The 12,946-nt window shown below is 68.7% G+C and carries 11 protein-coding genes and 1 tRNA gene; 8 read left to right on the top strand and 4 right to left on the bottom strand.

What is annotated here, in order from left to right; genetic code table 11:
* Nucleotides 1-91: 91 nt before the first annotated feature.
* The 4 genes from C0010_RS13280 to C0010_RS13265 all read right to left on the bottom strand — a co-directional run bounded on the left by C0010_RS13280 (nt 92) and on the right by C0010_RS13265 (nt 4,112).
* Nucleotides 92-592 (bottom strand): NlpC/P60 family protein, encoded by a 501-nt coding sequence (locus C0010_RS13280; RefSeq protein ID WP_158685518.1) that lies wholly within the window; start codon nt 590-592, stop codon nt 92-94.
* A 194-nt stretch (nt 593-786) separates the two neighbouring features.
* A tRNA-Lys gene (locus C0010_RS13275) sits at nt 787-859 on the bottom strand.
* Nucleotides 860-1,066: 207 nt separating this feature from the next.
* On the bottom strand, nt 1,067-2,704 hold the full coding sequence (locus C0010_RS13270) for an amidohydrolase (RefSeq protein ID WP_105567576.1): 1,638 nt from the start codon (nt 2,702-2,704) through the stop codon (nt 1,067-1,069).
* A gap of 31 nt (nt 2,705-2,735) precedes the next feature.
* Nucleotides 2,736-4,112, bottom strand: a complete 1,377-nt coding sequence (locus tag C0010_RS13265; protein WP_105567575.1) for a sodium/glutamate symporter family protein — start codon at nt 4,110-4,112, stop codon at nt 2,736-2,738.
* A gap of 288 nt (nt 4,113-4,400) precedes the next feature.
* On the opposite strand from C0010_RS13265, the gene C0010_RS13260 reads away from it, so the two are divergent.
* The 8 genes from C0010_RS13260 to glf all read left to right on the top strand — a co-directional run bounded on the left by C0010_RS13260 (nt 4,401) and on the right by glf (nt 12,925).
* Nucleotides 4,401-5,558 (top strand): mechanosensitive ion channel family protein, encoded by a 1,158-nt coding sequence (locus C0010_RS13260; RefSeq protein WP_105567574.1) that lies wholly within the window; start codon nt 4,401-4,403, stop codon nt 5,556-5,558.
* Nucleotides 5,558-6,187, top strand: a complete 630-nt coding sequence (locus C0010_RS13255; protein ID WP_105567573.1) for a DNA-directed RNA polymerase subunit beta — start codon at nt 5,558-5,560, stop codon at nt 6,185-6,187. Before C0010_RS13260 ends, C0010_RS13255 begins: the two co-directional genes overlap by 1 nt.
* A 136-nt stretch (nt 6,188-6,323) precedes the next feature.
* Entirely contained in the window at nt 6,324-6,812 is a 489-nt protein-coding gene (gene purE / locus C0010_RS13250) for a 5-(carboxyamino)imidazole ribonucleotide mutase (RefSeq protein ID WP_105567637.1), read from the top strand.
* Nucleotides 6,809-8,245, top strand: a complete 1,437-nt coding sequence (locus tag C0010_RS13245; RefSeq protein ID WP_105567572.1) for an LCP family protein — start codon at nt 6,809-6,811, stop codon at nt 8,243-8,245. The genes purE and C0010_RS13245 overlap by 4 nt, the downstream gene beginning before the upstream one ends.
* 67 nt (nt 8,246-8,312) lie before the next feature.
* On the top strand, nt 8,313-9,383 hold the full coding sequence (locus C0010_RS13240) for a glycosyltransferase (RefSeq protein WP_105567571.1): 1,071 nt from the start codon (nt 8,313-8,315) through the stop codon (nt 9,381-9,383).
* Between the two features lie 97 nt (nt 9,384-9,480).
* A complete protein-coding gene (locus C0010_RS13235; RefSeq protein WP_105567570.1) occupies nt 9,481-10,365 on the top strand; it encodes an ABC transporter permease in 885 nt (294 codons plus the stop codon).
* Entirely contained in the window at nt 10,365-11,681 is a 1,317-nt protein-coding gene (locus C0010_RS13230) for an ABC transporter ATP-binding protein (RefSeq protein ID WP_105567569.1), read from the top strand. The genes C0010_RS13235 and C0010_RS13230 overlap by 1 nt, the downstream gene beginning before the upstream one ends.
* Before the next feature lie 98 nt (nt 11,682-11,779).
* Nucleotides 11,780-12,925 carry a UDP-galactopyranose mutase gene (gene glf, locus C0010_RS13225; protein ID WP_105567568.1) on the top strand — a complete coding sequence of 382 codons (1,146 nt, stop codon included), beginning with the start codon at nt 11,780-11,782 and terminating at the stop codon, nt 12,923-12,925.
* Nucleotides 12,926-12,946: the final 21 nt, after the last annotated feature.

The following is a 12,946-nucleotide window of genomic DNA, read 5'->3' as shown; positions in this document are numbered from 1 at the left end:
TGACGCGGCAAGAATTGATGCGAAGTCAAGTGGCGGACGCATCAGCTGCGTCACTCGCGACCGCGGCGAATGGGCAACGAGGAGCCGCCGCTCACGCCCCGGAACGCGCAGCTTCCTCTGCAGAAGTGAGAATGTTCGGGTACCGGTACGGCTTGTACGGCCGCTTCTTGTGCGTCGTCTTGACGGACCACGTGCTGTGACCCATATCAGTCTTCGGGTCGCGGAGGTCGAGCGCGACGAACTTCGTCCGCTTCTCGTTCGCCCACTTCTCGAAGATCACGATGTGACCGGACTTCCCGTCAGGACGCGCGATGTCGCCAACGACGTCACCGGGGCGCAGATCATCCCAGGCGATCGGCTCCAGAACTTCGTCGATGTCGCCGGTCCAGTACTTCGCGCTCGGATCGAGATTCAGCGCCATCGAGACGAAACCGGAGCAGTCTCGGCGATACATGTCGCCGTCGGCATCGGTCGTGTATTTGCGCTGGCTGTACTGCACATCCTTCTCGTACCACTGATAGGCGCGCGTCAGAATCTGCTGACGCGTGATCCCGGCGGTGGTCGGCTTCGCCTTCGCGGGTGCCGCTGGCATTGCGCGTGCTGATTCGCTCGATGCCGTCGTTGCCCGAGGAGTGTCAGCGAGGGTCGGCCCAGCGGGCTCCGAGTCGATCGGGAGGACGAATCCAGCGACGAGCGCCACCACGACCGTGCACCCCCCGAGGATGCCTGCGGTGCGGAAGCGCTTCGCGGTCACTGGTTTCCTCTCTCGGTACTCGCTGCCTTCTGTGGGCCCAGAGGGGCTCGAACCCTCGACCCGCGGATTAAAAGTCCGATGCTCTGCCAACTGAGCTATAGGCCCGTCGGTTGAGTTTAGTGGAAGCGGCGCTGACCACCCACTCGGGAGCGCCTGACGATCCCCACAGAGCCGCGTGCCTTGCGCTGGCCCGAAGGACTGCACCCGATTCCCGGCAGTTTCTCCCGAACACCCGCAGAGGCGACAGCCAGTGTCGGCGCTGACGGCGCTCAGCTGAGGCCCCGGCCGAAGCCGAGGCCCTCAGCTGTGCGTCTACTTCTCGAAGACAGCCTCGCCGTCCTTGATCGTCGCGAGCACCTCGATGTCGCGCAACTCGTGGGGTACGGCCGCGAGCGGGTCGCCCGAGAGCACGACCAGGTCGGCGCGCATACCGGGGCGGAGCTGGCCCTTCGAGTTCTCCTCGCCGTATTGGAATGCCGCGTCGACCGTGACGGCGCGCAGCGCTTCCCACGTTGAGATGCGCTGTTCCAACCCGATGGGATTGCTGTTGCGGCTGACGCGGTTCACTGCGGCCCAGATCGTGTGGATCATGTCGGGCGGGGTGACAGGGGTGTCCTGGTGCAGGGTGACCGTGACGCCGCGGTCGAGCGCCGATCGCGCGGGGGAGACCCGGCGTCCGCGCTCCGGGCCGAAGTTCTGGATGTGCACGTCGCCCCAGAAATAGGTGTGCACGCTGAATACCGAGGCGATCATCCCGATCTCCGCCATCCGGTCGAGCTGGTCGTCGCGCACCGTCTGGGCATGGATCATCACGGGGCGTGTGTCGGGCAGCGACGGGTGCCGCTCCGCGGCGCGCTCGAACGCGCTGATCCACTGCTCGGCCGCTGCGTCGCCGTTGCAGTGCACGATCATCTGGCGGCCGCCCTCGACGGCGACGCGCTGAACGACGGCGTCGACTTGCTCATCGGTGAGGATCGGGTAGCCGGCGAACGATGGGTCCTGTCCTTCGACCGGCGTGTACGGCTCGCTCATCCACGCCGACCGTGCCTGCGGCGAGCCGTCGAGCACGAGCTTCGTGCCGCCGAGGCGCATGCCGCCGACGTAGCCGCCGGTGAGATCAGGATGCGCGGCGAACGAGTCGACGTCGATGGTGCCGAGCGGGTACACGACGAGGTCGAGACCGATGCCGCCCGATCGCGCGACCTCTGCGAGCTGGTTGATCGACTTCGGATCCGCCGCGCCCTCTTGGGCGGTCGTGATGCCGTGCCGGAGATAGTCGGCGACCGCGGCGGCCACGGCCTCTTCTCCCGAGACGCTGACGCCCGGAAGGAGACTGATCGTCTCGGCGTCGGGTGCGAGCACCGCCATCAGACGGCCGAGTGCGCCGTGCTCCTCGAGGTATCCATCGGGGGTGACGCCGTCTGCCTCACGGCCGAACCGGGACCCCTCCGGGTCCGGTGTCTCGGCGGTGATGCCCGCCGCATCGATGAGCGCGCTGTTCGCGACGCCGACGTGCAGGCTGCGGTGGAAGGCCAGCACTTTCACGTCGCCGCGGACGCGGTCGAGGTCGTGCCGGGTGGGATGACGGCGCTCGTCGAGCACCGCCGGGTCGTACTTCACACCGATCAGAGGCGACGCGTCGCCGGGGTCGCGCGCGTCGAGCTCGGCCCGGAAAGCGGCCACGATGTCGTCCATGCTCCTGGCATGCTCGAGGTCGACGAGCGTCTTCAGGATGCCGTGCATCAGCATGTGGCCGTGCGAGTCGATGAACGCGGGCATCAGCGTGCGGCCGGCGAGATCGATCTCGCGGTCGTCCGGCTTCGCCGCGGCGCGCGTGTCGGCGAGCGTGCCGATTGCGGCGACTCGTCCTTCCTGAACGAGCAGGGCTTCCGGCGCGTCGTCGCGCCCGACCATCGTGATGATCCGGCCGTTGCGGTAGATGGTTCCCATAGTTCGGGTCTCTTTCTCTCGGGGTGCGAGTTCAGCGATGGCGCGCGAACGACCAGGTCCGCCTGCCCATCGACTTGGTGAAGAGCATGATCAAGAAGTAGACGACGACGAGGCCGCCGAGTACGCCGAGAGCGATGGGCATGCCCATGGCATCGGCGAAGACGGCCGAGATGATCAGCACGACGGGCATCGACAGCAGCTCCGGCAGGTTCATCAGTCCCATCTCACCGAACGTCGCGGTGCGCATGCGCGGGTCGAGGATGCGCACGAGCGCGAGGCCGGTCGGCGTGGTGCCGGTGAGCGTGCCGAACATGCCCATCGTCCGCTCGAAGTCGTGGTCCGATCCGTAGCGCTGACCGATCAGGATGACGACGCAGGCCGTGACCGTCGTGACGACGACGCAGGTGATCAGGATCGGGACGATCCACTCGACGACGACTGCGAGCTGCACGGCCATGAACGATGCCACGACGACGAGGTCGGTGCCGGTGCCGGTGATCTTCGCCTGCAGCCTGCGGTCGAGCAGATGCTCGATCCCCAGCATCCGCAGCACCCAGCGCACGATGTACGCGCTGATGAGGCCCGTCATGAACAGCATTCCCGAGACGGTCTCGCCGACGAATCCAGGGATGAACGAGGCGAGCCATGCGAGCCCGTATGCACCCATGTACGAGACGCCCATCATGGCGGCGTGGAAGGTCAGGGTGTCGATCGAACCGGCATAGGTCGTCTCGCGACCCATGGGTTCGGTCTCCTCGCCCTTGTCGAAGTAGCCCTTTGCGACCGACGGCGAGATGTCCATGGCGTGCGTCGCGATGCCGCGGCGCATGCCCCAGCGGGCGAGGGGGACGCCGACGACGAACGCGGCGATGAAGCCGGCCGACGAGAACGCCAGGCCCACGTCGATCGCGTTGTCCCAGCCCTGCTTCTCGAAGATCGTGGCGAACGCGATCGCCTGTCCAGGGCCCTGCGCGAATGCGAAGGGTGCGATGAGGCCGTAGACCGGGTCCATACCGCTCGGCGTGCCAGACACGGCGACGGTGCCGACGCCGATCAGGCCCTGCATCGCGTACACGAGGGTCCACGTCAGCCCCATGACCCAGGCGCCGCGCAACAGGCCATTGCGCGAGAGCCCGCCCTTGTCGGCCTTGTGGGCGGGGTCGCCGGGCGTCAGTCCGATGGAGATGAAGCTCAGGATGAAGAGCTGAGCTGTCAGTGTTGCGAACAGACCCGAGTCGACGCCAGGGATCAGTCCGGACAGACCGGAGTTCATCGCGATCATGCCGAGCAGGCCGGCGAGCACGAATGCGGGGACGAGATTGCTGCGGAAGAGGGGGATCCAACGGCGGAGCGCCATGCCCAGCAGGCAGAACACTCCGATCATCGCGAGACCGAACACGGCGGGCATGGGGTGGAGACGCTCCTCGGAATCGGGGTGCTCTCAGCCGCGCTCCGGCTTCGGAGCTGGACCCGAGACGGGACGACGAAGAGTCGAGCGCCTGCGCGGCATGCGTCCGCGGCATCGGTGACGCCCGTCAGGTACAGGACCCTACCGAAGGTTGCGTGATATAACGGGTTCGCTCCGCATCGGGGGCGATGGGCAGCGCCCGTCGTCTCGGCGGGCTCCGGTGCCGCGCTGAAGCGGAGCCCCTCCTCCCCAGGCCGCACGGATCGGGCCGCCGGTACCGTGGGGTCCATGAGGACGGAGCTCGCAGACGTCGTAGAGACGACCCAGGAACACCCCTGGCTGTCGTGGGTGTGGGTCGCGGTCGCGGTGGCGATCGCCGTCGCGGTGGGGTTCATCGTGTCGTTCGCATTCGCGCGCACGATGGCGGGGCTGACGAAGCGCCACCCCACGTTCGGCGAGCTGAGGGGGCGCTTCTCGAAAGCGATCTTCTGGGCGATCGTCGTCTTCGGCTCGTGGTTCACGGTGCCGCGCCTGATGCCCGAGGATGTGGAGGGCCTGGCCGACCTGACTGAGTACGTGCTGAGGCTGTGCTCGATCGGCGTGCTCGGATGGCTGATCGCGAAGATCCTGATCTTCTTCATCGACAGCGCGATGCAGGTGCAGGAGAAGAAGACGCAGGCCGACGAGTTCACGCTGCGACAGCGACGAACGCAGGTGAAGATGATCCGCCGCCTCGTCATGGTGGTCGTGATCGTGCTCACCGCCGGTGCGATGCTGCTGACGATCCCCGGGGCGCGCACGTTCGGGGCATCTCTGCTCGCGTCGGCCGGTGTCGCGTCGATCGTCGCCGGTATCGCGGCCCAGTCCACGCTGGGCAACCTGATCGCCGGGCTGCAGCTCGCGTTCTCCAACGCGCTCCGCGCTGGCGACACGGTCGAGGTCAACGGCGAGTACGGCACAGTCGAGGAGCTCACTCTCACCTACGTCGTCGTGCAGATCTGGGATGACCGACGCCTCGTGCTGCCCTCGACGTACTTCACGACGACGCCGTACACGAACTGGACGCGGAACCAGACGGCCGTGACCGGCACCGTGTACTTGGAAGTCGACTACTCCGTCGACGTCGACGCGCTGCGCGACGAGCTCCAGATGGTGCTCGACTCGACGGACCTCTGGGACCGCCGCTCGTGGGGGCTCGTGATGACGGATGCCGTCGGCGGCTCCGCCCAGCTCCGGGTGTCGGTGACCGCCGTCGACGCCGACACGATCTGGGCGCTGCGGTGCCTCGTGCGCGAGCGCCTCGTCGCATTCCTCGCGCGCACGCGCCCCGACGACATGCTGCGCAAGCGCGTCATCGTCGAACCGCCCCACGAACATCGACGCGGCGTCTTCGAACGCGACGTGCAGCAGGAGGACATGCCGGAGAAGGCGGAGGGCGGGCAGTAGTGTCCGAGGACTTCCACAAGCCGGTGCGGCTGCCCGGCGAAGTGTTCGACCGCCTGTTCGTCGGCGACGATCCCGCCGAGGTCTCGCGCGCCGCGCACGCGACGGCGCAGGCGCTGTTGGCGCGCGTGCGCGCCGACCCGGAGATCGATGTCGTCGATCGCCTGGTGGCGTTCACAGCGAGCCACGGCATCGACGACATCGCCGAGCTGTGGTCGCGCAGCCCCGCCAACACCCTCCCGGGCTCGCTGTGGCGGCTGTACCTGCTGCAGCTGTCGATACATGACGACTCAGTGACGGCGGCGCTCCTGCACGAAAGGGGAACCGCCGAGCTGCGCACCGCCGACCCGGTGGTCGCTGGGGCGCCGTCGTCTGCGGGCCCCGCCGAGCTGGTTGCGGTCATCGATCGCATCATGCGCGGCGTGTTCGCCGGTGACTTCGCGGTCGCCCTCGATCGCGCGGCCGCGTTCTGCCGCGTGCAGGCATCCGGCGCGACGCACCTCGCGGATGACTATGAGGCGACGGAGCCGGAGCGCGCGTCGACGTTCACGGCGCGCGCGGCGCGGCTCGCGGCCTATGCCGAGGACCTGCACCAGGCGGCGCGCCTCTGGCGGCGCGACTCCCTGACCTGAGGCACCGTACGGCTCCGCGCCGCCTCCCACAGCTCGGCACGGGGAACTCTGCGGGTCGTGCCAGGCGACGGCAAGGGGCGGGACATACCCTTGTCGCGTGCTCCACTCCTCGCAGAACCCCCTCGTCGGCGTCGTCATGGGCTCCGACTCCGATTGGCGCGTGATGGCCGATGCCTCGGAGGCGCTCACCGACTTCGGCGTCCCTCACGAGGTCGAGGTCGTCTCGGCGCACCGGACGCCCGACAAGCTGATCAGCTATGGCCGTGAGGCCCGCTCGCGCGGCCTGAAGGCGATCATCGCCGGTGCGGGGGGAGCGGCGCACCTGCCGGGCATGCTCGCATCGCTGACGGCGCTGCCCGTGATCGGGGTGCCCGTGCAGCTGAAGACCCTTGACGGCATGGACTCCCTGCTGTCGATCGTGCAGATGCCGGCCGGCATCCCCGTCGCGACCGTGTCGATCAATGGCGCGAAGAACGCGGGCCTCCTCGCCGCGCGCATCCTCGGCACAGGCGACCCCGCCGTCGCCGACCGCATCGAGGCATATGCGCGCGAGCTGGAGGAGCAGGTCGGCGAGAAGAACCGCCGCCTGAAGGCTTCGCTCGGCTCGGGGGATGCCTCCGCATGACGCTGACCGAGTCGCCGCGCGTCGCGCCGGGGAGGCCGCGACCCGTCGCGCGCCCGCTGCCGCTGCGGCACCCCGACGCATCCGACCGCGAGGTCATGACGCGTCGCGGCTGGTGGCTCGTGGTGCTGAACTGGCTCATCCCGGGGTCGGCGCAGGTGTTGGCGGGCAACCGGAAGCTCGGGCGCTTCGGCCTGGGAGCGACGCTCGCGATGTGGGTGCTCATCGCGCTCGTCGTGGCGGGGCTCCTGCTGGCGCGGACGTTCACCCTGAGCGTGCTGCTGAATTCATTCGTCCTCGTCGCGCTCGCGATCGTCGTCGTCGCCTACGGGGTGCTCTGGATCATCCTGAGCCTCGACGCACTGCGACTCGTGCGCCTCGTGAAGACTCAGGCGCCGGGCAGGTTCCTCATCGCGGCCCTGTCGATCGTCCTGATGGTCGTGTCGGGCAGCGCGGCCGGGTTCGTCGCACCTCGGCTGATCGCGGCGGGCGGTGCGCTGAACATCTTCGGCGGCGGTGGGCCGATCCAGCCGGCCGACGGCTACTACAACGTGCTGCTGCTCGGCGGCGACTCGTCTGAGGGGCGCGACTCCATGCGCTTCGACAGCGTCTCGGTCGTCTCGGTGAACGCGGATACCGGCAAGGTCACGATCTTCGGGCTGCCGCGCGAGATGCAGAACGTGCCGTTCGAGGAGGGGTCGCCGATGCACGAGCGGTACCCGGACGGCTTCCAGGGCCAGAGCGGCGAGTGCGGGTGGAACGGCTGGCTCAACCACGTGCGCCAGGCCGTCGAGGTCTGCGACGCGAACGGGAACTTCAGCGAGACGGGGGGCACCGAGCTCTACCCCGACGCGGCGGCGCAGGGGTCGGCGCCGGGCATCGAGGCGACCAAGGACGCGGCCGAGGGCGCGCTGGGCATCGACATCGAGCACTACGTGCTGCTGGACATGCACGGGTTCGCATCGCTGGTCGACGCGCTCGGCGGCGTGGAGATCGACGTGAAGGAGCGCCTGCCGAAGGGCGACGGTCACCCAGGGCCCGTTGAGGACTGGGCGACCGGATGGATCGAACCAGGGCTGCAGACGATGGACGGTGACACGGCGCAGTGGTACGCCCGTTCGCGGTACACGACGACCGACTGGGACCGGATGCGCCGGCAGCGCGAGCTGCAGGCGGCCATCATCGATCAGTTCACGCCCCAGAACGTGCTCAGCAATTTCGAGGCCGTGGCGCGGGCGGGCGAAGACCTGGTGAAGACCGACCTGCCGCAGAGCGACCTGCCTGGCTTCTTCGACCTCGCCACGAAGGCCAAGGAGCAGGAGATGGCTTCGATCGAGCTCACGCCGGACAACGGCTACGGTGCCGACGGCGGCGCGCCGGACTACGCCGCGGTGCGCGAGGCGGTTTCCTCGGCGCTGCACCCGGAGGGGGAGTGAGACCGCACGGCGCCCCGGTGACGCGCGTCTTCGCGGAGGTTCAGGCACGCGCAGATAGGCTCTGCTCATGCCGGTAAGCCTTCGCGTCGTGCTCGACCAGGTCGTGCACCCCACGAACGATGATCTGCGCGGCGTCGCGCGCGACCTCACCCGAGCGCTCATCGCGACGGCCCCCGTCGGGTGCCGCGTAGAGGGCATCGCACCCGTGGAGGACGGGATCGACGTCGACGGGCTGTTCAACGTGACGGCGGCCAAGCACATGCGGCGCGACTGGCCGCTGGGCTTCGTGCGGGGGTCGGCGCGCGGCATCGTGCATTCCCCGACGCTGCTCGCGCCGCTCATGGCGCACGATCGCGTCAACGACGGCGACCAGACGGTCGTCAGCGTGTGGGACCTGTCGCCGTGGGTGTCGGTGGCCGAGCGCAACGCACAGGGCGCTTCCCGCCAGCGCGGTCTCCTGCGCCGCGCCGCGCGCTACGCAGACGCGATCGTCGTTCCGACGCACGCCATGGCGGACGAGCTGAGCTCGTACGCCAACGTCGACGATCGACTCCGCGTGATCCCGGGTGCCGTCGAACTCGACTTCGCGGCCCCGATCGATTCCGGGGCGCGCCGCATCGGCGCCGGGCTGCCGGAACGCTTCGCCGCGACCAGCGGCGGCACGGCGGACGCCGACGGCCTGCTGGCGGCGCTGAGCGCGATCGCCGCGACCGATCTCGCCGCCGCGGTGCTCGACGTCCCCACCGGGCAGGAGGACGGGGTCGCCGAGCTCGCCCAGGCAGCGGGGCTGTCGCCCGACAGGGTCGTGACGCTCGGGCCGCTCGCGCGCGCAGACCGCGCCGCCGTCATCTCGGAGGCCGCGGCGTTCGTCGCAGGCGGCACGCGCACCGCCTGGCCGTGGCGCGCCGTGGAGGCGATGTCCCTCGCCGTGCCGCTCGTGGCGGTCGACTCCCCGGTGCACCGCGAGGTCATCTACGACGGCGGCCTGTTCGTCGCGGCGGAGGACCTCGGCGAGGCCCTCCGCACCGCACTCGGCTCGGGCCGGGAGCGGCTCAGCGTGCTCGGCCACGACCGTTCGCGCGCCTTCACATGGGCGGGGGCCGCCGAGAAGGTCTGGCACCTGCACGCGGACCTGTGACGGCGATGCGCCGCGCCGGGGCTCACGAGGATTCCAGGCGGGCGGCGCTACGATCGCGGAAGTCCGATAAGCAGAGGAAGATTCGGGGCACGGCCGAGTGAGCACAGTCGATCTCAAGGAGTTCAACGTCCCCGGTCGGGGTCGCGGACTCATCGATGTCTTCCGTCGGCGCTACCTGCTGAAGCTGCTGGTGCGCAAGACGACGTCGACCCGCTACCGCAACTCGGTGCTCGGATGGACATGGTCGTACGTGCGGCCGCTCATCCGGTTCATGGTGTACTGGCTCATCCTCGGCGTCGTCCTCGGGGTCAACCGCGGCGTCGACAACTTCCCCCTGTACATGTTCGCGGGGTTCTCCGCGATCACGTTCTTCAACGACGCCTTCAGCAAGGCCACCGGATCGGTCGTCGCGAACAAATCGCTCGTGAAGAAGATCTATCTGCCGCGCGAGCTGTTCCCCGTCGCTGCCGTGATCGACGCGTTCGTCCACTTCCTGCCGCAGGTGGCGATCCTCGTGATCGTCGCGATCTTCTACGGGTGGGCTCCCGGCGCCTGGCACATCGGTGCGGCTCTCCTGGGCCTGCTGCTGATCGCGCTCGTCGCGCTCGGCATGGGCATCCTGTTTGCGGGCATCAACGTGCGGTACCGCGACGCGGGCAACTTCGCCGACGTCATCCAGCAGGTCTCGCTCTGGCTCTCGCCCGTCCTCTACCCGTGGCAGATGATCCAGGACACGCTCGGCGACACGCTCCTGTACATCTATCTCTGCAACCCGCTGACGGTCGCGGTCGAACTGCTGCACTACGGCTTCTGGGCACCCACGGTCTCTCCGGAGGACGCGGCGCACCCCGGGGGCTGGACGGGCTTCCCGCCCCACTTCGGCATCTACATCGGAGTGGCGCTCGCCATCGGCGTCGCCCTGATCTTCCTCGGCCAGCTCACCTTCCGCCGCTTCGAGCGGACCTTCGCTCAGGACGTGTGATGTCGAAACCCATAGTGCAGACGACCGAGACGAAGCCGTCGATCATCATCGACCACGTCACGAAGCGCTTCCGCAAGCGGAACGCGCGCTCGATGAAGGACGCCGTGGTCGGCGCCTTCAAGGGCACCAAGGTGCGCTCCGAGATGTACACGGCTCTCGACGACGTGAGCTTCCAGATCGGCGAGGGCGAGTCGGTCGCGGTGATGGGCATGAACGGCTCCGGCAAGTCGACGACGCTGAAGATGGTCTCCGGCGTGCTCGAGCCGGACGAGGGGCGCGTGTTCACGCGCGGCCGGGTCGCCGGCCTGATCGAGGTCGGCGCCGGCTTCCATCCCGAGCTGACGGGGCGCGACAACGTATACCTGAACGCGGCGATCCTCGGCATGTCGAAGGAGGAGACGGACGCGCGCTACGACGACATCGTCGCCTTCAGCGAGATCGGCGACTTCATCGATCAGGAGGTCAAGCACTACTCGTCGGGCATGTTCATGCGCCTGGCGTTCTCGGTCGCGATCCACGTCGACGCAGACGTTCTCCTGGTCGACGAGATCCTCTCCGTCGGTGACGCGCCGTTCCGACGGAAGTGCAACGAGAAGCTGCACGAGCTCGTGCAGCGCGGCGTGACGATGATGATCGTCAGCCACAACAAGAACGTCGTGAAGAAGCTCTGCTCGCGCGGCATCGTCATCCGCGACCACGAGGTCGCGTTCGACGGCCCGATCGACGAGGCGATCGCGGAGCTCGGCGACGGCACCCCGACGGCGACCAAGAAGCCGGCGACGCCCGCCGCGAAGCCTGCGCCTCAGCCGCAGGAGAAGGCGCCGGAGCCGAAGCCGGCAGAGGCGGAGCACGCCGAGGCGGCGCAAGGTGCACCCGAGGCGGCACCGGCCGAGCGGGTGCCCGCGGAGCCGACGGCACCGGTGCCCGCGCCGCGGCCCCCGGCACCGGCGACGCCCGAGGTGCCAGCGCCAGCCCCGCAGGCCGACCCGGTCGCCGAGCCGAGCCAGCCGCTGCCGGGCACGGCGCTGACGGCCCCGATCACCTCGTCGGGCGAGGCGCTGTCGGCCGCGGCGCGCCGACCCGCGCCGGCCGAGACGGCGATCGATCCTGGCGAAGGGGGTTTGCTGCGCAGCGACCTGCGTCGCCTGCGCCGTGCGGCGCGCAGCGGCGCCGCCGAACCGAAGCCCGCACGCCGGCTCCCGGACCCCAGCGAGATCCCCGAGCAGGTCAAGGGCCCCAATACCGGACGCATTCCGCTCGCGGGCTTCAGCGACGGCGACGACGTCGACTTCGACGACCTGCTCACGGGGCGCTGAGCCGCTCGACACGCCGGGTCGCGGGCCTCCACCGCGATATGGGCGCGCACTCCGTGTACATGGAGGGTAGACGCCGATCGGGATGGAACAATTGCGACATGGAAACTGATCTTCTCGTCGTCGGCTCCGGGTTCTTCGGTCTCACGATCGCTGAGCGCGCCGCCGCATCCGGTCGTCGGGTCACCGTCATCGACCGCCGCAACCACATCGGCGGCAACGCCTACAGCGAGGCGGAAGCCGAGACCGGCATCGAAGTGCACCGCTACGGCGCTCACCTGTTCCACACCTCGAACGAGCGGGTGTGGGAGTACGTGAACCGCTTCACGACCTTCACGAACTACCAGCACCGCGTCTACACGCACCACGACGGCATCGTGTACCCGCTGCCGGTCAACCTCGGCACGATCAACCAGTTCTTCCGCGCCGCGTACACGCCCGATGAGGCCAGGGCGCTCGTGAAGGAGCAGGCGGGCGAGTTCGACGTCGCCACGGCGCAGAACTTCGAGGAGAAGGGCATCGCCCTCGTCGGCCGCCCGCTGTTCGAAGCGTTCTTCCGCGACTACACGGCGAAGCAGTGGCAGACCGACCCCAAGAAGCTCTCGGGCGACATCGTGAGCCGGCTGCCCGTGCGGTACAACTACGACAACCGCTACTTCAACGACACGTACGAGGGCCTCCCGACCGACGGCTACACGGCGTGGCTCGAGCGGATGGCCGACCACCCCAACATCGACGTGCGCCTCGACACCGACTTCTTCGACGCGTCGCAGCCCTTCCACAAGGCCGCGACGGTCGGTCAGGTGCCGATCGTGTACACGGGCCCCGTCGATCGCTACTTCGACGACGCCGAGGGCGCGCTCAGCTGGCGTACGCTCGACTTCGAGCAGGAGGTGCTGAACGTCGGCGACTTCCAGGGCACGCCCGTGATGAACTACCCGGACGCGTCCTATCCGTACACGCGCATCCACGAGTTCAAGCACTTCCACCCCGAGCGCAGCGACCGGTACCCGACGGACAAGACCGTGATCATGCGCGAGTTCTCGCGCTTCGCGGAGCACGGCGACGAGCCGTACTACCCCGTGAACACGGACGACGACCGCGCCCGCCTGCTGAAGTACCGCGAGCTCGCCAAGGGCGAGCGGGACGTGTTCTTCGGCGGCCGGCTCGGCACCTACCAGTACCTCGACATGCACATGGCGATCGGTTCCGCGCTGTCGATGTGGCATAACCAGCTCGAAGGCTGACGCACGCCGCGGCCCCTCGGC

The sequence above is a fragment of the Microbacterium halophytorum genome (genome assembly GCF_002970975.1).
Lineage (GTDB): Bacteria > Actinomycetota > Actinomycetes > Actinomycetales > Microbacteriaceae > Microbacterium > Microbacterium halophytorum.
Note: the sequence above shows the minus strand (reverse complement) of the source record. Positions and strands in the feature narration are given on the sequence as shown.

Excerpts from the sequence above, each read along its gene's own strand:
- C0010_RS13280 (WP_158685518.1), bottom strand. The coding sequence starts at position 592 with ATGCCAGCGGCACCCGCGAAGGCGAAGCCGACCACCGCCGGGATCACG.
- C0010_RS13270 (WP_105567576.1), bottom strand. The coding sequence starts at position 2,704 with ATGGGAACCATCTACCGCAACGGCCGGATCATCACGATGGTCGGGCGC.
- C0010_RS13265 (WP_105567575.1), bottom strand. The coding sequence starts at position 4,112 with ATGCCCGCCGTGTTCGGTCTCGCGATGATCGGAGTGTTCTGCCTGCTG.
- C0010_RS13260 (WP_105567574.1), top strand. The coding sequence starts at position 4,401 with ATGAGGACGGAGCTCGCAGACGTCGTAGAGACGACCCAGGAACACCCC.
- purE (WP_105567637.1), top strand. The coding sequence starts at position 6,324 with ATGGGCTCCGACTCCGATTGGCGCGTGATGGCCGATGCCTCGGAGGCG.
- C0010_RS13245 (WP_105567572.1), top strand. The coding sequence starts at position 6,809 with ATGACGCTGACCGAGTCGCCGCGCGTCGCGCCGGGGAGGCCGCGACCC.
- C0010_RS13240 (WP_105567571.1), top strand. The coding sequence starts at position 8,313 with ATGCCGGTAAGCCTTCGCGTCGTGCTCGACCAGGTCGTGCACCCCACG.
- C0010_RS13230 (WP_105567569.1), top strand. The coding sequence starts at position 10,365 with ATGTCGAAACCCATAGTGCAGACGACCGAGACGAAGCCGTCGATCATC.
- glf (WP_105567568.1), top strand. The coding sequence starts at position 11,780 with ATGGAAACTGATCTTCTCGTCGTCGGCTCCGGGTTCTTCGGTCTCACG.